Annotated in this window: 19 protein-coding genes; 7 read left to right on the top strand and 12 right to left on the bottom strand. The window is 29.5% G+C overall.

Annotation, left to right across the window (positions count from 1 at the left end):
• Positions 1-72: 72 nt before the first annotated feature.
• Positions 73-2,868, top strand: coding sequence for an endo-beta-N-acetylglucosaminidase (locus tag INR60_RS10145; protein ID WP_194191415.1), 2,796 nt, complete (start codon positions 73-75; stop codon positions 2,866-2,868).
• 23 nt (positions 2,869-2,891) lie between these two features.
• Here the strand turns inward: INR60_RS10145 and fliB are convergent, their stop codons facing one another.
• The 9 genes from fliB to INR60_RS10100 all read right to left on the bottom strand — a co-directional run bounded on the left by fliB (position 2,892) and on the right by INR60_RS10100 (position 10,573).
• A complete protein-coding gene (gene fliB, locus INR60_RS10140; protein WP_194191414.1) occupies positions 2,892-4,139 on the bottom strand; it encodes a flagellin lysine-N-methylase in 1,248 nt (415 codons plus the stop codon).
• Positions 4,140-4,197: 58 nt separating this feature from the next.
• Positions 4,198-4,722, bottom strand: coding sequence for a dihydrofolate reductase family protein (locus INR60_RS10135; RefSeq protein WP_194191413.1), 525 nt, complete (start codon positions 4,720-4,722; stop codon positions 4,198-4,200).
• Between the two features lie 98 nt (positions 4,723-4,820).
• Positions 4,821-5,447: a hypothetical protein gene (locus INR60_RS10130; RefSeq protein ID WP_194191412.1), complete on the bottom strand. Its 627-nt coding sequence runs from the start codon at positions 5,445-5,447 to the stop codon at positions 4,821-4,823.
• A gap of 16 nt (positions 5,448-5,463) precedes the next feature.
• On the bottom strand, positions 5,464-5,958 hold the full coding sequence (locus INR60_RS10125) for a matrixin family metalloprotease (RefSeq protein WP_207729558.1): 495 nt from the start codon (positions 5,956-5,958) through the stop codon (positions 5,464-5,466).
• A gap of 219 nt (positions 5,959-6,177) precedes the next feature.
• Positions 6,178-6,651: a nucleoside deaminase gene (locus INR60_RS10120; RefSeq protein WP_194191411.1), complete on the bottom strand. Its 474-nt coding sequence runs from the start codon at positions 6,649-6,651 to the stop codon at positions 6,178-6,180.
• Between the two features lie 83 nt (positions 6,652-6,734).
• On the bottom strand, positions 6,735-9,017 hold the full coding sequence (locus tag INR60_RS10115; RefSeq protein ID WP_194191410.1) for a xanthine dehydrogenase family protein molybdopterin-binding subunit: 2,283 nt from the start codon (positions 9,015-9,017) through the stop codon (positions 6,735-6,737).
• Between the two features lie 5 nt (positions 9,018-9,022).
• Complete coding sequence (locus INR60_RS10110; RefSeq protein WP_194191409.1) at positions 9,023-9,478, bottom strand: (2Fe-2S)-binding protein; 456 nt, start codon at positions 9,476-9,478, stop codon at positions 9,023-9,025.
• Positions 9,468-10,274, bottom strand: coding sequence for an FAD binding domain-containing protein (locus INR60_RS10105; RefSeq protein WP_194191408.1), 807 nt, complete (start codon positions 10,272-10,274; stop codon positions 9,468-9,470). Before INR60_RS10105 ends, INR60_RS10110 begins: the two co-directional genes overlap by 11 nt.
• A gap of 65 nt (positions 10,275-10,339) precedes the next feature.
• On the bottom strand, positions 10,340-10,573 hold the full coding sequence (locus tag INR60_RS10100; RefSeq protein WP_194191407.1) for a YgjV family protein: 234 nt from the start codon (positions 10,571-10,573) through the stop codon (positions 10,340-10,342).
• 528 nt (positions 10,574-11,101) lie between these two features.
• Here INR60_RS10100 and INR60_RS10095 point away from each other — a divergent pair.
• Positions 11,102-11,917: an IS1/IS1595 family N-terminal zinc-binding domain-containing protein gene (locus INR60_RS10095; protein WP_194191406.1), complete on the top strand. Its 816-nt coding sequence runs from the start codon at positions 11,102-11,104 to the stop codon at positions 11,915-11,917.
• Between the two features lie 348 nt (positions 11,918-12,265).
• Here the strand turns inward: INR60_RS10095 and INR60_RS10090 are convergent, their stop codons facing one another.
• The 3 genes from INR60_RS10090 to INR60_RS10080 all read right to left on the bottom strand — a co-directional run bounded on the left by INR60_RS10090 (position 12,266) and on the right by INR60_RS10080 (position 14,309).
• On the bottom strand, positions 12,266-12,718 hold the full coding sequence (locus INR60_RS10090) for a hypothetical protein (RefSeq protein ID WP_194191405.1): 453 nt from the start codon (positions 12,716-12,718) through the stop codon (positions 12,266-12,268).
• The gene (locus tag INR60_RS10085) at positions 12,711-13,352 is read right to left on the bottom strand and encodes a DUF3990 domain-containing protein (protein WP_194191404.1); all 642 of its coding nucleotides are present in this window, start codon (positions 13,350-13,352) and stop codon (positions 12,711-12,713) included. Before INR60_RS10085 ends, INR60_RS10090 begins: the two co-directional genes overlap by 8 nt.
• 66 nt (positions 13,353-13,418) lie before the next feature.
• Positions 13,419-14,309, bottom strand: coding sequence for an SPL family radical SAM protein (locus tag INR60_RS10080; protein ID WP_194191403.1), 891 nt, complete (start codon positions 14,307-14,309; stop codon positions 13,419-13,421).
• Between the two features lie 117 nt (positions 14,310-14,426).
• Between INR60_RS10080 and INR60_RS10075 the strand changes: the two genes are divergently transcribed.
• From INR60_RS10075 to INR60_RS10055, 5 genes are all read left to right on the top strand, one after another.
• Positions 14,427-14,903, top strand: coding sequence for a DUF4829 domain-containing protein (locus INR60_RS10075; RefSeq protein ID WP_194191402.1), 477 nt, complete (start codon positions 14,427-14,429; stop codon positions 14,901-14,903).
• 106 nt (positions 14,904-15,009) lie between these two features.
• Positions 15,010-16,362: an MATE family efflux transporter gene (locus INR60_RS10070; RefSeq protein ID WP_194191401.1), complete on the top strand. Its 1,353-nt coding sequence runs from the start codon at positions 15,010-15,012 to the stop codon at positions 16,360-16,362.
• A gap of 222 nt (positions 16,363-16,584) precedes the next feature.
• Positions 16,585-17,997 carry an MFS transporter gene (locus tag INR60_RS10065; RefSeq protein ID WP_194191400.1) on the top strand — a complete coding sequence of 471 codons (1,413 nt, stop codon included), beginning with the start codon at positions 16,585-16,587 and terminating at the stop codon, positions 17,995-17,997.
• Between the two features lie 104 nt (positions 17,998-18,101).
• A complete protein-coding gene (locus tag INR60_RS10060) occupies positions 18,102-18,686 on the top strand; it encodes a hypothetical protein (RefSeq protein ID WP_194191399.1) in 585 nt (194 codons plus the stop codon).
• Positions 18,687-18,828: 142 nt separating this feature from the next.
• Entirely contained in the window at positions 18,829-19,356 is a 528-nt protein-coding gene (locus INR60_RS10055) for a GNAT family N-acetyltransferase (RefSeq protein WP_194191398.1), read from the top strand.
• Positions 19,357-19,570 lie beyond the last annotated feature (214 nt).

The following is a 19,570-nucleotide window of genomic DNA, read 5'->3' as shown; positions in this document are numbered from 1 at the left end:
TTATGTTAATAAATACAAATATGTTAACATTTTATTAAACGTTTACAGTTATTTTAGGCTTTAGGAGGGTATATGAATAAAAGAAATATTAAATTATTAATTTGTTTAGCAATAACTACATCAATAAGTGCAGGGTTAATCGCTTGCAATAATCAAACTTCAGCAAGCAGAGATTCTTCAATTAATTACACAGTTACAGGTGAAGCACCTGAAGAGATGGACATGCTATCTATGGAAAATAGACCGACAGCACCACACTGGTTTCCAAACCAACTTCTAAAATGGAATCCAGGAAAAGATGAAAATATAGAATATAACAAAAGTGTTGTTCCTTTAAAAGAAAGGGTCTCAAAAGATAAACTAAAACCGATAAATAAAACTCAAAACAAAGATATGAATGTTGTTGCTATTTCAATTATGAATGCTTCAACTAGCGGAAACCCATCACAAGGAACTAATAAATTTAGTTCAAATACTTTTACATACTGGCAGTATATCGATAAGCTAGTGTATTGGGGAGGATCATCTGGTGAAGGAATTATAGTTCCTCCTAGCGCTGATGTTACAGATTCTGCCCACAAAAACGGGGTACCTGTTTTAGGTACAGTCTTTTTCCCAACTACTACTCACGGCGGTAAATTAGAGTGGTTAAATGAATTCCTAAAGAAAGATAAAGATGGTAACTTCCCTATGGTTGATAAACTTATAGAAGTTGCTAAAACTTTAAACTTTGACGGATGGTTTATAAACCAAGAAACAGAAGGAACTGATAAAAATCCTTTAACTAAAGAACACGCAGTTCTTATGCAAGAATTTATAAAACAATTCAAGTCTAAAGCTAAAGATAGCCTTGAAATAATGTGGTACGACTCTATGACTGAAGATGGTAAGATGGATTGGCAAAACGCTTTAACTGATAAAAATGATTACTTTTTAGTAGATGGAAATAAAGAATCAGTTTCAGACAGTATGTTCTTAAACTTCTGGTGGACTGAAAATGAACTTGCAAGTAAAAAATTACTTGAATCATCAAACAAAAAGGCAAAAGATTTAAATATAAATCCTTATGATTTATATGCGGGAATAGACGTTCAAGCAAACGGGACAAACACACCTATAAAATGGGATTTATTCGAAGGAAAAGGTAACCTACCATTCACTTCTTTAGGATTATATTGTCCTAGCTGGACTTATTTTTCATCTAGCTCTATAGATGAGTTCCAAGATAAAGAAAGTAGACTTTGGGTAAACGAATTTAAAGATCCTTCAAAAGATACGAAGGTATCTAAAGATGAATGGCACGGAGTTTCTAAATATGCTATAGAAAAAACTGTAGTTAACTCTCTTCCGTTTAATACAAACTTTAACGTAGGAAATGGTTATAATTTCTTTATAGACGGTGAAAAGGTATCAGCCTTAGATTGGAATAATAGAAGTTTAGCTGACGTAATGCCTACTTACAGATGGATAATAGAAAACGAAGGAAGTAACTCACTTAAAGGTTCAATAGACTACTCTAATGCTTATTATGGTGGAAACTCAATTAAGTTTATGGGTAAAGTAGAAGAAAATAAATCTTCAACTATAAAACTATTTAGCTCTGATTTAAAATTAGAAAAAGGAACTAAATTCACTTCAGCTTTAAGATCTGACGGAGAAGCTTCTGTTTCTTTAGTTTTAGGTTTTGATGACGGTTCTTTTGAAACTATAGATGGAGATAAAACTATAAATAAAGATTGGTCTACTATTTCTTTTGATGTATCAAAATATAAAGATAAGACTGTAAGTTCTATATCATATAAAGTAACTCCAAAAGCTTCATCAAATAACTTTACTTTTAATATAGGAAATATATCAATAACTTCATCTAAATCATTTGGTAAAGTAAATGTTTCTAATTTAAAAGTAGATAATACTAAATTTGAAGAAGAGAATATGTTCTCTGGAGTAAGGCTTTCGTACGATGTAGATTCACCTGAAAATTTAAGTCACTTTGAGATTTATAAAATAAATGATGATAAATCAAAATCATTCTTAGGTGCAACTTTAAAAAATAAATTTTACGTAGACTCTTTAAAAAGAGATGAAACTTCAAACTCTACTGAATTTGAAGTAGTTCCTATAAATAAAGATTTTAAAGCCTTCAAATCAAGCACTGTAAAGATGGAGTGGCCAGATAATAATATTCCAAGGGCTGACTTTAAGGTATCAAAAACTATAGTAGCTCCTTCTGAAGCTGTTGAGTTTAAAAACCTAAGTTCAAAGGTTTCTAAAGATTTTGAGTGGACTTTTGAAGGTGCAGATACTGAAAAAAGCACTGACGAAAACCCTATTGTTTCATATAAAAAAGAAGGAACTTACACAGTTTCACTTAAAGCTAAAAATGGAACTCACGAAGACACAAAAGTGATGGAAAAAGTAATAACTGTAACTAAAAACGCTAAAAATTACTCAAACATTTCAAAAGGTAAAGACGTAACTGCATCAAGCTTTGTAAATCCAAACGAAGCTGCTAAATACGCTTTAGATGGAAAGTTAGATACTAAATGGTGCGCAGTTGGTACTCCACCTCACAATATAACAGTAGATTTAGGAAAATCTATGACTGTATCTGAACTTCGTATGTCACACGCAGAAGCTGGAAACGAAAGCCCTGATATGAATACATCAGATTACACTATAGAAGTAAGCGAAGACGGTAAAAAATTCGAAGAAGTAGCTTCTATAAGAAAAAATAAAGAAAAGATCTCATCAGATACTTTTAAACCTACAAAAGCAAGATATGTAAGAGTTAACGTATCAAAACCTACTCAAGGTTCTGATTCAGCTGTTCGTATCTACGAATTAGAAGTGTTTGGAATTAAGTAAGAAAAAGATGTTTAGCTTTTTAGCTAAACATCTTTTTTAATAATATATTTAGGTAATAACATTTTAACAAATTCCATGTTATCAAGTTCTTCTTCACGAACATAGTTTAATAATTCTATCATATATGTTTTGTGATGCCCTACAGCTTTTGAGAATGCAGATATAAATCTTATAATATTATCTTTGTTTTCTTTCTTATCATTTAAATAAACTCCGACTAAACAGAATTTTATATAAGAATATCTAATTAAAAGCATCATATATCCATCAAACATATAATCTGATTCTGAAAATGGGAACATATAGTTATATATAAAATTAACTAAATAATTTTCAAAAATATAACTAAACTCTTCTTCAAACTTTTCATTATATTCTTTGTAGCCTTCTATATATTCTTCTTCGATTGAAATATCCTCTGAATCTATATTAAACTTAAAGCCATCGTATAGCTTTCTTGCGTATTCTTTAAAGATTTCGTTATCAATCTCATTAAAAACATCTAAGCCTTCTATTAAGTCTTTATAAAATTCTACGTTATCAATAAAAGAAATATCACGCATACTATAATCATCATATATTTTTTTAGTATCGTATGTATTTATTAGATTTTCTAAATTACTAAAATCATTGTAGTTTTCATACTCTAAAGCATATAAAAATTCACCTAGGATATACATTCTTTCGTTTAATTTAAAACTTCTGTCTTTTATTATATCTATAGATTTTTCTCTAATTTCTTTAAAATATTTTAAAGGGGTTTTACTAAATCTATTATCATTTGTATCTAATTCGCTAGATATTATCCTTTTAGTTAAAACTATCTCTTTATCTATAAATTCTATCCCAGATTCTTTTGATAATAAAATCCTTGAAGCCTCAGGGCAAGAAACATCTAAAGACATCTCAAAACTAGAATCTACTTTATTTAAGATTCTAGGAAAACAGGTACAAACATTTGATAAATACTCTTCCCCAAGATTTTTATATATGATGCAAAGATTATCTGAATCTAAAAAAGCACATCTTTTCTTAGGCTTTAATTTAACTCTTCCAAAATCAACGTTATCATCGCTCTTTTCTTTATTTTCATAAAGTTCTTCTTCAAACATTTTTTTCATAACTTCATTGTTTGTGTCTTTATATATTTTAAAGGATTCTTTGTCTATATCTATATCCCAAGCTGTGCAACAGCTATCTTCACAAGCTCCTCCAATACATTTAAATTCTTCTAAGTATTTTGGGCATTTAATTTTAATCTTTTCTTCCACTAAATTATCTTCCTTTGCTATTTAATCTTTCTTTATTTTACTACAGTTATTGAAGTTTTTATATTCTTTTACTATATTTTAAGATTACAATCCCAGATTCACTGGTATACTCGTCTAAGTGCAAATCTATCTTAGGGTTGTCTTTTAAAAATAAAGTCCTTCCCTTGCCTAGTATAGTTGGAATCATACCTATAATATAAGTATCTATAATATCTTCTTTTATAAACGGGTCTATTACTACTCCTCCACCAAACAAGAATATATTTTTACCAGACTTTTTAAGGATCTCCATCTTTTCTACTATATTACCTTTTATAAAATGTATATTGTCATAATCTTTAAGGTCTTCTGATGTAGCAATATAAACCTCTTTACTCGTAAAATCTTTATGAAAATTTTGCTCGTAGCACCTTTTTCCCATTAAAACAACATCTATTCCTTCTAAAAACTTAGAAAAATCAAACTTCTTTTCAGTATCTAAAGAATTATCTGAATCTCCCTTTATCCAATCAAACCCGCCATCTTCGTCTGCTATAAACCCATCAATGCTTATAGCTAAATTTAAAATTATTTTCCCTTCCATTTTAAACACCCTTTCTAATATCTTTAGTTTATTTATAATTATATCAATAATAAAAGAAGTTAAACTATAAAATTTAACTTCTTAATATTTTAACTTATTTATTCTTTACTGAATTTAGATTCATATCTAACCCTATCTCTTACAATCTGACTCTTTAAAGATTCTTTATACTTTAAAAATACTCCGTCTTCTTTACTTTTATCTTTTAAGTTAATTTCTTTATTAGAATTAGTTCCACTAACTAATAAAGAGCCATCTTCTTGTCCGTAAGCTGAAAATATATATGTTTTCCCTTCTTCTGGAAGTTCATCTCCTTCATAAATCAATATAGATTCTTTATCAGAACTTAAGCCTCCAGCTTTAAAAATTTCTACATCATCTTTTACCTCACCCTTTATGTTTTCAAGTACTTTTAAAGAATATTTAGTATAAGGGTCTTTATACTCTTTTACACCATCTTCGGTTTCAACAGTTACTGGGTCTCTATACTGAGTTCCTTCATATTTTACTACTTTTGCTAAAAAAACATAGTCTGCATCTCCTATAAGCGCATCTATATTATTTACATCTATAGCGTATGAAGCGCAAAGGTTTGTCACAGGTAATTTTTTGTAATCTGATACCTTTATATCTTCCTTCTGATTATTACTAAATTTATATACTGTAGCCAAAGTAGAAACAGCTGAGAATCCAATTACAAGTGCAATAATAGCTTTTTTATTCATTTTTCAAAACCCCCTTCTAATACTTTTTATATGCTTCATTATAAGAATCTTTGTCATTTTTAGTTAAAGATGATGTAATTATATCGTAGCCATACATAATATCACTCTTTGTGCTGTGTCCAAGCCCTAAAGCATGTCCTATCTCATGAGTTGCAACTCTATTTATTTGAGTTCCACTTTGTTTATCTAAATTATATTTGTTCATTTTTATATACCCATCTTTATAAGTAGTTGCATTAATAGAATCTGCATTACTAACATCTGAAATAAATACATCTTCTATTACAGATAAAGAGTCTGGTCTTATTACGCCCTTCTTATGCGCTTCCCACTTAGATACCCCTGATTTTATGTTTGACATATATTTGCTGTTTCCATCGTAGTCTAAGTGTTTTCCCGAATCTACTAAGTCCCAACCTAGTAAATATGATTTTGCAGTAGCTGCTATAGGTTTTATGCAAATTATCGTCATCCCTATAACTAACCCCATAATAATTTTTCTTTTTCTCATTTATTTCCCCCCTTAAGTTACCATACTAATTATATTGTAACTTAAAGTTATTTATTGTAAAATAAGTAACTTACTGTTTTTTAAAACGAATAATCTTGCAAAACTAGTAAAAGCTATAGAAAATGGTGGGCATGGAAATATTTCACGCGGAACTATTACATCAAAGGGAGTTATTTCTGAATAAAAAAAATTGTAGGCTAAATTTTAGCCTACAATTTTTTAATACTCTATTTTTTTTATATCATTTCTCCAATAATCAAAAGCTTTTTCGCATTCACATTTATCTACAGCTTCTAAATCTAAAATATTTTTTTCACTGCATCCACTTCTTAAGAATTTTAGGATATGTTCATCTCTAAAACCTATATCTTGTGCGTCTTCTACTGTACATCCAAAATAAACCTTTTTAATATTTGCCCAAATTATAGCTGACATACACATAGGGCAAGGTTCTGATGTTGTATAAAGCTCACAACCGCTTAAATCAAATGTATTTAATACTTTGCAAGCCTCCCTTATAGCATTCATCTCGCCATGTGCCGTAGGGTCATTAGATTTCACTACTGTGTTATGTGCTACAGCTATTATTTTATTATCTTTTACAACTGCTGCCCCAAAAGGTCCGCCTTCACCCTTTTGCATTCCTTCAAGACAACTATTTACGCATTGATCCATAATTTTTTTCTCATACATTTCTATTCCCTCCAGTGAGCCTTAACTTTTAAGTTGATTGTCCAAGTTAATTATACATCTTTTGTAAAGCATTTCAAATATAGTTAAATATTTTCACCTAGCTTTTCTTTCATAATTTTTTCTGCTGTTATAGGTAAATCTCTTATAAATACACCCATTCCATTATAGACTGCATTCGCTATTGCAGGTGGTGGCGTATTTATTACTACTTCTCCTATTGATTTTGCTCCAAAAGGTCCTGTAGGCTCAAAGCTACTTTCAAACTCTACTCTTATATTCCCTGAATCTAATCTTGTAGGAAGCTTATATTGCATAAAATTATCATTTATCATCCTACCAGTTTTATCATATTTTATATCTTCTAAAAGAGCCATTCCAATCCCCTGAACGATTCCCCCCTCAGCTTGAATTCTAGCTAATGCTGGGTTTATAACTGTACCGCAATCAACTACTGAAACGTAGTCAATCATCTTTACCTTACCAGTTTCTTTATCTATCTCTGTTTCTGCAAGCCCAACCATAAAAGGTGGAGGTGAGACTTTACTTGAGTGTGAAACTGAAACAACTATAAATTGTGTATCTCCAACTAAAAGTCTTTCTGAAAGTTCTTCTAAAGATATTTCACTTTTTCCATCTAAAGCTCTTATAAATTCACCATCAAACTCAACTTCATCTATTTTTAATCCTAATTCTTTAGAACCTTCTAAACAAATCCTTCTTCTCATTTCTTCGCAAGTTTTAATAAGTGCCATTCCTGTTACGTAAGTAGTACTTGATGCATAACTTCCTACATCATAAGGTGACATATCTGTATCTACCCCGCTTACTGTAATATTTTCTATAGGGCACTCTAAGCAATCTGCTGCCATTTGTGAAAAAATAGTATCTGAGCCTGTCCCCATATCAGATGAAGCTAACATTAGCTGATAGAACCCTCCATCTCCAAGTTTTAATTCAACAGAAGCCTTATCTATATTTTCAATACCTGACCCTTGCATAGTTACAGCTACTCCGACAGACCTTACTTTATTTTTAGATACTTCTCTAAAAGGATATTTTTCATCCCACTTAAATATTTCTTTCGCCTTTTTTAAGCATTTATCTAAAGTGCAACTATTTAGAGTTTCTCCGTGGTAAGCTTCAAGGTATTCCCCTTCTTTTACTATGTTTTTTTCCCTAATTACAGTAGGGTCCATATTAAGCTTTGCAGCAAGTTCGTTTACTATAGACTCTACAGCAAAAGTTCCTTGGGTTGCGCCGTACCCCCTAAAAGCACCAGCTGACATAGTATTAGTGTAAACAACTTTGTAATCAAAGTTGTAAGCTTCAAGCCTATTATAAACAGTAAGCATCTTTATTCCAACTAAATCTATTACAGTTGGCCCTTGCTCTCCGTAAGCTCCTGTGTTTGATATAACATCTAAGTTCAAAGCTCTTAAAGTTCCATCATTATTAGCCCCTAATTTAACTTTTATCTTCATAGCGTGCCTGCTGCTAGAGGCTGTGAATGTTTCTTGTCTATCATAAATAATCATGGCCGGTTTTCCAGTTTTTAAGGTAACTATAGCTGGATATAACTCTGAACACACTGTTTGTTTTGCACCAAAGCCACCTCCAATACGAGGTTTTATAACTCTTATTTTAGATTTTGGAATATCTAAAGCTCTCGCAAGTATCCTTCTAACATGAAATGGTATCTGAGTTGAACTTACTATAACTAATCTTCCATAACAATCAAAATGAGTAAATGTCCTCATAGTTTCCATCATAGCTTGAGCGTTTGCCTTAGTAGTATATGTTTCTTCTAATACAATGTCACAATCTTTAAAAACCGTATCTACATCACCTTTTTTCTTATTTCCTGATGCGCATATATTTCTCTTTTGATCTGTACCGAAATCAAAATGCACAAAATAATCATCTTCATCGTGAATTATAATATCACTATCTATAGCTTCTTCAGGGTCAAAGACAGCTTCTAAATCTTCATATTTAACCTTTATTAGTTTCATTGCTTTTAAAACAGCTTCCTCAGTATCTCCTGCAACTATAGCTACAGCATCTCCTACGTGTCTTACCCTATCTTCTAAGATATATCTATCATAAGGCGCAGGTTCTGGATAAGATTGTCCTGCAAGTTGAAATCTTTTCTTTGGGACGTCCTCGTAAGTTAAGATGCATTCGATTCCCGGAACCTTTAATGCTATATCTTTATTTATTTCAAGAATTTTTGCATGAGGCTTTTTGCTTCTTAGAACTTTAACTACTAACATATCTTTAGGTGCTATATCCTCTGTGTAGACAGGCTTACCTGTAAGTAATGCATTAGAATCTACTTTTTCAAAACTTTTATTTACGTTTTTCATATTGGTTAGTCCTCCTTTCTAGCTAAATATTTCTCTATAGCTCTTATTTGACCCATATACCCTGTACATCTACATAAGTTACCAGATAAATATTCTCTAATTTCTTCCTCTGAAGGATTAACTAACTCTTTTTCCATAGCTAAAACGTTCATAATAAATCCCGGATTGCAAAAACCGCATTGGTCTGCTCCCTCTTTTGCCATAAACTTTGCAAAAACTTCTACCTTTTCTTTTAAGCCTTCTAAGGTAAATATCTGTTTTCCATCCATCCTAACTGCAAGTGTTGAACAAGATAATATAGGTTTATCATCAGCCCAAACTGTGCAAAGACCGCAGTTTGAAGTATCACAGCCTCGCTTAACACTTAAGTATCCCTTATCTCTTATATAATCTAGCAAAACCTTATCACAAGGAATATCTTCTTTATATAATTTATTGTTTATCCAAATCTTAGTCATCATAAGTCTCTCCCCCGTTTATAATATCTAAAGCTCTCTTTAAAAACACCTTAGAAAGATACTCTCTATATTCTTTTGAAGCTCTCATATTACTACCAAAATCAAGTTCTTTAATAATTTCTTCTGATGCTTTATTTATCTCTTCATCTGTAGGATTACCACTTAATAAATCACTAGCTTTTTTAGCTAATTCTGCCTTGCTTGGCCTAGCCCCTACAGCTATCTTATATTTATCATTTTCCTTAGAAACTGCCATAGCTATAATAGGTAAATCAGTCTCTGAAAGCCTTTGATTTAAATAAACATTTTTACTATTATTTTTCTTAATTATTATTTTTTCAATTATATCTCTTTCATAATCTCCATTATTAAAATCTAAAATAGAAACTTTTCCCCCATTATGTAAAACCACATAACAATCTAAAACTAAAAAAGCTGTAAGCACATCAGAAAAACCAAATCTAGAATAAATGCTTCCCCCAACTGTTGCTAAATTTCTAAATTGCACCCCGACTATATGCCTAGAGGCTTCTTTAAATATATCTTGAAACGCTAAATTAAGGCTTTCATTAGTCTCTAATTCGCGTAATGTAACCATCGAACCTATCTCAAACTCATCTTCTCTTTCAATAATTTTATCTAAACCTAAATGAGATAAATCAATCCCTACATTAATAGTTCTTTTTCCAAGTCTCATCCAAAGCATTCCGCCGATAATTGCATTCTTTTTATTTTTCATTAAGATTTTATAAGCTTCATCTAATGATTCTGGTCTAACATATTCTTTAATAGTAAACACATTATTTCCTCCTTAGCACTTTAAATTCGTTATCTTAATTTAAAGCTCTATACATCCTAATAAATCTACTTTGCTATATTTTCATTTTTTAATTTATATAGGTTATAGATATTTATAAAAATAATTAATCCATTTGCAATAGCTACAGGATAGGCTTTTATAACACAACCATAAACAATAAAAATAAAACATCCAATACTATTTAAAATCCTTAACTTAACTATATCTGTCATAATTAACGAAATAACAATCATAGCTGATGCTGCATATCCGATCCATTCCATAAAATTACTACTCATATGAAACCTCCTGAAATTTCAAATTACTTATCAGGATGTATAAAGCTTTTTTACTAAAAAATATTAAGTATCTAAAATTTATAAGTTTTATTTATTAATTTTTTATAAATAACACCCTTTAGATAGTTTTAAATTTCCTAGTAAACGTTTTCCTTGATAATATCATTATTTACAGTTTTTTTCATTTATCTTATTTTTTCATATCGTTAAATTTTATCTAATTTCCTTATGTAACTTCTACCTAAAATAGCTTTTAGGTATGTATAGCGTAAACAAAATGATAATTTATGTTATTATAATAAATTATATTATTTCGTGATATTTTTGATTTAATTAATAAATTATAAAAAAATGTGTTAATCTAGGTAAATTTATTATTACTCCTCTACCTTTATAGTATCTTTCATTTCCACTACATCATTGTTTTGCTTCTTTGTTGGTATTTTACCAAAATGTCCTGAATAAAGGCACTTTTTTATGTCCATAATCAAAATAACAAAAAAACTCAAATTTTTTCGAGGTGAAATTATGGTACATACACAGACTTGTCCCCATTGCGATTCAAAACACTTTATTAAATACGGTAAATATAGGAATGTCCAAAGGTATCAATGCAAGGATTGTCTTAAGACTTTTAATGAAGGAACTGGACTTGTTTGGCATAACACTAGAAAGAGTGTAGAACTTTGGGACAAATATACTCGTCTTATGTTATCTGGGGCTACTATAAGAGATTGCGCAGATAGATTAAATATTTGTATAGAAACATCTTTTAGATGGCGACACAAGATACTAAAACATATCGGAACTTATACAGATTCAAGAAGAACTCACATAGTTACCGCTATGAGACATACTAAGTTTTTAGAAAACTTCAAGGGGCAAAAGACTCCCCCTGTTTGCACTATTTCTAGGAGAAAAAATATCTTTGTAGCTACAACTATTAATAAAAATAATTACTCTCTAGCTATGATATCCTTTGATTCTATGAGTCCTACAAAGGAATCTATAGAATGTTTATTAAATAAGTTTAACCCTGTATTTAACACTTATTTTTTACCAGGAAAAGATAGGTTTTCTTATCTTGTATCAAAAAAATTAAACTACTCTCTTCATAAAAAGAAAGAATTAGAAATCTCTAGAGAAGAAAGTGAAATTTTGCTTAGTAACTGTTCTGATTTTATATTGAATTTGAGAAGATGGCTTAGAAGATTTAGAAGCGTCGCTACAAAATATCTGCAAGTTTATTTGAATTGGTTTGTTTATATTTACGAAGGATCCTATGAGAAGCATACTATTTTATCTAATCTTATAAGCTCTATTTTTTGTGTAAAAGCACTTTAGTTTTACCCTTGCTTTGAGCATAATATAGGTGTATCTTAATAGCTTGTCCTTAGCTTAACCGCTTGTCTACCTTCATTTGTTTTCTATAGCTTGTCTAAATATTTTTTACTTGTCCAAAACATCAAAAATTTACTCAAATATAGCGAAAATCCCTTGTACCAACAATATCTCATAACAATGTTGTAGATAATTTCAAACTACTACTTATACCCTAATCTCCTAATATCTTTTTAAAGTAACTTATCCCCTAAATTCTAGGTAGTATTTTATAGTCTTAAATCCCTAACCTACTTACACAACTACACTTCAAAACTTTTCTTTTCATAAAAAAAAGACACTATAGTGCCTTTATTTTAGAATTTTTTCAAAGTCTAAATTAATATTATTTATTTCAATACTGTCTTCTAAGACATATAACGGGTCAACTGTATGATAAATTTTGTAGTGACTATAAACTTGTTCTATACCATCTACACCCCAAAGCTTTGATATATCTTTTCCATTTAAAGTTGTTTTGTTAGTCCAATACTGCATACAGTATCCCATCCAATACATTCTTTCTTTTTCATAAAATTTATCTTCATCTTTATATATAAAACTCTTAATTTTGTTAGTTTCAAGAAATTCTTCTAAATAATAATATGGACTTTGAGAAAACCACTGTGGTCTAAAATCTTCTAAACCTTCTTTGTACTCACTATTTAAGGCTTTTAAAATAAATTCAATAGGTTCTAGATTAAAGGTAACTGACGCTTTAAAAAACCTACCTAAGTGCCTACAAGCTAGAGTCATTTCATTCATCAAAATCCTCCTCCCCTAATTCATCAAAGTATTTACCAACATTTCCATACTTCTTTCTAATAAAGTTCATTTTATTTCTCATAATAGATTTTTTTAACTTGATTTCCTCAGAATAATACTCTTTATCTACATCATCAAGTTCTATATAGTTTATGAAATTTATAGCTCTAATTGCTTTTTCACTTTTTAAATTATATTGAATATCTAAATCCATTGAATTTAAAGATTGAAGACAATGCTCTAAAGTTATAGTATTTTCAAAAAACATATTTAAAGTATCAAACATCCTATCATCAGCTGTAGGACCTATTATAATGTCGTAATTTTTTAAGTCATGATACTTATCTTTTAGCTTATTATTTACTTTATCATTTTCTATAAGTCCTCTATTAAAAGCTATAAATAAAATCCAATTTATATCCAAATCAAATGTAAGTGATTTTAACCCTTCAGTTTCAAATATATATTTATTAATAATTGCTTTTCTATCTCTTTTTCTAGTCGCCCAGCTTTTAGCCATCTCAATATTTGTAGTAGCATAAAACCCATTTCCAAAATCACTAAAGTGTCTTCCTCCATTATGGTTTGGGCATTTTATTATATTTTCACTTCCATGATATATTATTAATTCCATATCTATATCCTCTTTTCTTAAGATATCCCTTATTTTAATTATAACATCTTTATTTATTACTAATCACTAAAATAAGCTTAATTGAGTATTTTCGTAATTTCCTTTGTAATCATTTATTATATCTTGCATCTTATATAAAATTCCGTACTTTTCACATTCATTTTTAAATATCTCATAAAGTTCTTTAGACTTAGGCGAATTACAAACGTAATTTTCTCCAAATTCTTTTTTATACTTTTCTACTATTTCATCTCCAAAAATATCATTAATAGCTTTATAATAATACTCCCTTTGATTGTGCCTTAAAGTCACTCCAAATCCAAAGGTATAGATAAATTTTGCCTTGCATTCACTTGCCTTTTTTACAATATTTAATATGTTCTCTTTAGTGTCATTTATAAAAGGTAAAATTGGCATTAATAATATCCCAGAATATATTCCATTTTCATTTAATTCCTTTAAAGCTTTAAATCTCTCTGAAGGCTTCCAAACGCTTCTTTCTATAGAACTAGATAAATCATCATCAAAGGTTGTAATAGTAATCTTTACAATCACTTCGCTATGACACGCTATTTTTTTCAAAATATCTATATCTCTAGTTATAAGGGCACTTTTCGTTGCAATACCTATTCCGAAGTTATATTTATCAATAAGTTTTAAAGCTTCTCTTGTTAATTCATATTTCTTCTCAAAAGGATTATAAGGGTCACTCATAGCACCAGTTCCGACTACTCCCTTTTTTCTCTTCTTTTTAAGATCTTCTTCAATAATCCTAGTAGAATCTTTTTTTGCACGTACTGTATCAAAATCTAAAACACCGTAGCAGCTACTTCTAGAATCACAATAAATACAACCGTGAGAACAACCTTTATAAATATTTAAATTAAAGTTTTCTCCAAACCAAAATTCATTTTCCCTATAGCTTGAAACTAATTTTTTTCCTTCAATAAAATCCATATCGTGCCTCCAAATTTTAATTAAATATATTATACAACATAATTCTTTTAAGAATATACCTTCGTTTTTTCCATTATATGGTACAATATTCTAAAATACATTCTTAGGGGGAATACAATGAAAGGGAAAAAATTAACTTTAATTACTATTTTAGTTTTGGGCTTTATCTTGATTTTAGGAGGAACTTTATATTTTAATTCTTCTAAATATAAGGACGCGAAAGATAAAAACTTAGCTATAGAAAAGTTTTATAAATCATATGAAACAAAAGATTTAAATCTTTATAACGAATCTGTTGTAGATGAATTAAAAATTAAAAGCAAAGAAGATAAAGACCTTAGGCTTGCTGTCTATGACGATATACTTTCTTTTAAAGTAAAGGAAATAAAAGAATTAAAAAATGCTTCTTTAGAATTTAACGGAAAGACTTATAAAAAGGATGATATAGCTACTTTTGAAGTTTCTTATGATGTAGATTTTAAGAAAAATCTAACTAGCTCTTCTGAAGGCTCTGTATCAACAACTAAAATCATTACAAGAAAAGACTCTAACTCTCCTTGGTTAGTTGCAGGACAAGAAGGTCACGGCTTATAGAAAATATATCTTTTTAAATTTTGCCCCTTTAAATAATCTATATATTGTTTTATTTTATCAAAGACGATATAATGTATTGATTAAAAATAGAAAAGGGGGAAAACATATGGGGCAAACTTTAAATTTAACAGAAGGTTCTATTGTTAAAAAGCTTATTGCACTTGCACTTCCTATAATGGGAACTTCATTTATCCAAATGGCTTACAATATGATAGATATGATCTGGGTTGGAAGAGTTGGAAGCTCTGCAGTTGCTGCTGTTGGAACTGCTGGATTTTTCACTTGGCTTGCTATGGCTTTTGTTATAGTTTCTAAGATGGGAGCTGAAATTAAAGTATCTCAAAGCGTAGGTAGAAAAGATTATGACAGTGCCAAAAACTACGTACGTGCATCACTTCAAATAAACGTAGCTTTATCAATTATATATTCTTTAGTTATGCTACTTTTTAGAGGACCTTTAATAGGCTTTTTTAAGCTTGGAGATCCAGAAGTTATACATATGGCTGAAGTTTATTTAGCTGCAGTTGTAATTGGACTTCCGTTTTACTTTATAAATCCAGTATTTACTTCAATATTTAATGCAATAGGTAACAGTAAGATGCCTTTTTACGTTAATACATGCGGACTTATAGTTAACATTATTTTAGACCCTATCCTTATTTTAGGGATTGGAAATTTCAAAGGGCTTGGTGTTTTAGGTGCTGCTATTGCAACAGTTATAGCACAGGTTGTCGTTTCTTTATTATTCTTATATAACATCTTTAAAAGTAATTATGACTTCTTAAGAGTAAACATTCTAAAAGATTTTAGTTTAAAATATGCAAAAATAATCTGTAAAATAGGAACACCAGTTGCTATCCAAAGTGGTTTATTTACTGTTTTTGCTATGATACTTGGAAGAATTATAGCGGTCTACGGACCTGTTCCTATAGCTGTTCAAAAGGTTGGTTCTCAAATTGAATCTATTTCTTGGATGACTACAGAAGGACTTGCAGTTGCACTTGGTGCCTTTGTTGGACAAAACTTTGGTGCTAAGAAATTTGATAGAATAATAGAAGGATACAAAACTGTATTGAAAATAGCCTTATGTATAGGTGTTTTCGCATCAATACTTCTTATTTTCTTTGGAAATTATGTGTTTGCAATCTTTATTCCAGAAAGTGATGCTATAGTTCAAGGAACTTCCTACTTAAAAATACTAGGTTATTCTCAAATATTTATGTGTATTGAAATAACTACTTCTGGTATTTTTAATGGTGTTTCAAAAACTCATATTCCATCAATTATAAGTATTGTTTTAACTGGTCTAAGAGTGCCTTTAGCTTACATTTTATCTAGTCCAAATATCTTAGGAATTGACGGTGTTTGGTGGGCTGTAAGTATAACTAGTATTTTAAAAGGTTTTGTAATAATATTCGTTTTAATTAAATACTATAAAAGCAAAAAACTATTTGAGTAATCTCAAATAGTTTTATTTTTATAAGCTTATTTCCCTTTTAATTTCATAGAATGTATTCTATATATCCTGTTAGTATTCGAAAGTATTTTAAAGTATCTGTGTATTAATTTGTCTAAATAAGTCGTAAGGAAGAAATTTGCCTTATGAAATTACATAAAGAATTGTATTATAATTAGTCTCATGGTTTAAAATTTACAAATGAAAAGAAAGGATGATAATTTAATGGAAAAAAATTCATATGATTCCATGCATGAAAATAGATGGATTATACTTATCTGTGTTGTCACAGTTACTTTTATGAACTGTTTAGACGGTAGCATAGTTAATGTAGCCCTTCCTATAATAGCTAATGATTTAGGCGTTTCTATGGCTTCAATCCAATGGGTTGTTACAAGCTATCTTATGGCAATATCTTGTTTAATACTTCTTGCAGGAAGACTAGGTGATGTAAATGGTAAGTGTAATACTTTTAAAGCCGGTATTTTCTTATTTACTTTAGGATCTTTATTTTGCGGTCTATCACACTCTTTACCTTTACTAGTTGCATCAAGGGTTTTCCAAGGTATTGGAGCTTCAATTACTATGGCAAATAGTTTAGGAATAATTACAGATGCCTTTTCAAAAGGCGGTAGAGGACGAGCTGTTGGTTTATCTGGAGCTTCTGTAGCTTTAGGTTCTCTAGTAGGTCCAGCTGTAGGAGGAATAATTGTTTCTTTAAAATGGGAATTTATTTTCTTAATAAATGTTCCAATAGGAATATTAGCATTTATAGCTGCAGTTAAATTCCTACCTAAAGAAAAACTAGAAAAAGGAAAAAAAATAGATATAGTAGGAACTCTTTTATTTGCAATTTTTGTAGTTTCAATCGTATTCTCATTAACAGAAGGACAATTTAAAGGTTACACAAGCACACCTATACTAATAGGATTCTTAGTAAGTATAGTTTCAATAGTATTATTCTTAATAGTAGAATCAAAAATAGAGTCACCAGTTTTAGATTTAAAGATATTTAAAAATGGTTTATTTTCTATAAGTGTTTTCTGCGGATTTATATCATTTGTGGCTATAAGTTGTTTCTCAATACTTCTTCCGTTTTTCTTACAAGATGTATTGAAGCTTACACCTTTTTATGCCGGATTATTTATGATGATATATCCTATCGTATTATCAGTAATGTCACCACTTAGCGGTTCATTATCAGATAAAATCGGATCAGAACTTATAGCTCTTATAGGGCTTATAATGCTATTTTTAAGTTTTGTACTTATGGCTACAGTTAAAGAGACTACTCCACTTTGGCTAATCGGAGTTTACTCAGGAATAATGGGGGTAGGTAACGGTATGTTCCAATCACCTAATAACTCTCTTGTAATGTCAACTGTAGACAGAAGCAAGCTTGGTATTGCAGGAAGCGTTAACGCATTAGTTAGAAATGTAGGTATGATTTTTGGTGTAACACTAGGAACTACTCTACTTTATAGCAAAATGAGTTCAACACTTGGTTATACAGTAACTAGTTATGTACCTGGACAAAACCAAGTATTTATATCAGCAATGGACTTTGTTTATATAGTCTCAGCTGCAATTTGCTTAATAGGTATAATAGTAAGTGCTACAAGATTTAAAAAGAAATAAATTTTACTAAACTGGTTACGTAATTAACCAGTTTTTTTACTCATTATTTTAAAAGGATTTAATAATTTGATTTAGAATTATATAGATATAGAAATGAGATACCTATGAAAAAGAAATTTTTTTTTATAAGTATAATCTTATTATTATTAATATCTTTTAATTTAATATCTAGCTTTAAAACTAAATCATCCTCAAACTCTTTAGGAAATCCAATTTTACTTGGATGGGAAAATATAAAATCATATAATTCTAATTTAAATACCTTATGTTACAAAAACACAATTATTAGTAAAAATTATGGTTACAAATTTGTAGGAATAGACTCTAATACGCCTTTCATCACTAGAGATTCCTTATATATTAAAGAAAGTCACTTCAAGATAAATATGGAAATCTCAAACTTTTCTATAATAAACTCTATATCTCACTATAACCCTGCTGGCTACGACATATTAAAAACTAAAGAAAATTATAAATCATCTTTAGGCTTATTTGGTGATTTGTATGAAAAAACTGAAATTTATGATTTAATTTCTCCATCTGGCGCAATCATTGGAGAGAAAAGATTTAAAAAACTAATCCTAGATAATATAGAATTCATACCTTTATATAAAGATTCTAATGATTCTATTTTTTTTGAATCATTAAATAAGGATGAAACTATATCAAATATTATAAATAATTATTAAAACTAACTTTTTGCAATTAATATCAATGGCCTTCTTACTCCTCTATTTTCCTATATAACTAACATAGTTTCCTATAAGCTTTGCCTGTTGAAGTTTATATTTTTGTATATTATAATCAATTAAAAATTCTAAGAGGTGTAATATGAGAAGCATAAGAATAACTTCTAAGGATAGCTTATTTTTTGATGAAGCTATGGAGCTATATAAGACCAGCTTCCCAAAGTTTGAACAAAGAAAAATAGAGCATCATTTAGAAGCTTTAGAACACGAAGATTATAATTGTACTATTATCTGTGAAGATAATAAGCTAGTAGGTTTATTATTTTATTGGGAAACTGATAAATACAGATATATTGAACATTTTGCTATTCACAGAGGACTAAGAGGTCAAAATTACGGTTCAAAAATTCTAAAAGAATTCTGTACTGACGACAAAACTCTTTTACTTGAAATAGACCCACCAGAGGACCATATTTCAAAAAAGAGATTAAGTTTCTATTCTAAACTTGGCTTTAGAATGCAAGATTTTGATCATTTCCAACCTTCATATAGGGAAGGTCACGAAGGTAACAAATTAAAGATTTTAAGTTTTAATAAAGATATGACTGATAAAGAATACGATGAATTCAATAGATATTTCAATAAAACTGTAATGCAATATACTGAATAATTTAATATTCTATCCCTAATCATTACTTTTTTAATATTTCAAAATTGTAAGGTAAGTGAAATCTAAATCAATACTATTTCTATCCCCCTTTGCATATAATTATTATTGTAGAGAGAAACAAAAAAACAAATTTTTAGGAGTGATTTAGATGAAAAAGATTTTTGAAGTAATTAAAGCAGTTGCACTAGTAACTTTTGTAGGATATGATGAAAGA

Source organism: Clostridium chrysemydis (assembly GCF_015234215.1).
Lineage (GTDB): Bacteria > Bacillota > Clostridia > Clostridiales > Clostridiaceae > Clostridium > Clostridium chrysemydis.
This window is presented reverse-complemented; position numbering and strand designations above follow the sequence as displayed.

Bases quoted from the DNA above. Each gene is read 5' to 3' on its own strand.
- INR60_RS10145 (WP_194191415.1), top strand. From the start codon at position 73: ATGAATAAAAGAAATATTAAATTATTAATTTGTTTAGCAATAACTACA.
- INR60_RS10130 (WP_194191412.1), bottom strand. From the start codon at position 5,447: ATGAATAAAAAAGCTATTATTGCACTTGTAATTGGATTCTCAGCTGTT.
- INR60_RS10110 (WP_194191409.1), bottom strand. From the start codon at position 9,478: ATGATGACTAAGATTTGGATAAACAATAAATTATATAAAGAAGATATT.
- INR60_RS10120 (WP_194191411.1), bottom strand. From the start codon at position 6,651: ATGTATGAGAAAAAAATTATGGATCAATGCGTAAATAGTTGTCTTGAA.
- INR60_RS10080 (WP_194191403.1), bottom strand. From the start codon at position 14,309: ATGGATTTTATTGAAGGAAAAAAATTAGTTTCAAGCTATAGGGAAAAT.
- INR60_RS10090 (WP_194191405.1), bottom strand. From the start codon at position 12,718: ATGAATGAAATGACTCTAGCTTGTAGGCACTTAGGTAGGTTTTTTAAA.
- INR60_RS10065 (WP_194191400.1), top strand. From the start codon at position 16,585: ATGGAAAAAAATTCATATGATTCCATGCATGAAAATAGATGGATTATA.
- INR60_RS10095 (WP_194191406.1), top strand. From the start codon at position 11,102: ATGGTACATACACAGACTTGTCCCCATTGCGATTCAAAACACTTTATT.
- INR60_RS10100 (WP_194191407.1), bottom strand. From the start codon at position 10,573: ATGAGTAGTAATTTTATGGAATGGATCGGATATGCAGCATCAGCTATG.
- INR60_RS10075 (WP_194191402.1), top strand. From the start codon at position 14,427: ATGAAAGGGAAAAAATTAACTTTAATTACTATTTTAGTTTTGGGCTTT.
- INR60_RS10085 (WP_194191404.1), bottom strand. From the start codon at position 13,352: ATGGAATTAATAATATATCATGGAAGTGAAAATATAATAAAATGCCCA.
- INR60_RS10115 (WP_194191410.1), bottom strand. From the start codon at position 9,017: ATGAAAAACGTAAATAAAAGTTTTGAAAAAGTAGATTCTAATGCATTA.
- INR60_RS10135 (WP_194191413.1), bottom strand. From the start codon at position 4,722: ATGGAAGGGAAAATAATTTTAAATTTAGCTATAAGCATTGATGGGTTT.
- INR60_RS10055 (WP_194191398.1), top strand. From the start codon at position 18,829: ATGAGAAGCATAAGAATAACTTCTAAGGATAGCTTATTTTTTGATGAA.
- INR60_RS10125 (WP_207729558.1), bottom strand. From the start codon at position 5,958: ATGAGAAAAAGAAAAATTATTATGGGGTTAGTTATAGGGATGACGATA.
- INR60_RS10070 (WP_194191401.1), top strand. From the start codon at position 15,010: ATGGGGCAAACTTTAAATTTAACAGAAGGTTCTATTGTTAAAAAGCTT.
- INR60_RS10060 (WP_194191399.1), top strand. From the start codon at position 18,102: ATGAAAAAGAAATTTTTTTTTATAAGTATAATCTTATTATTATTAATA.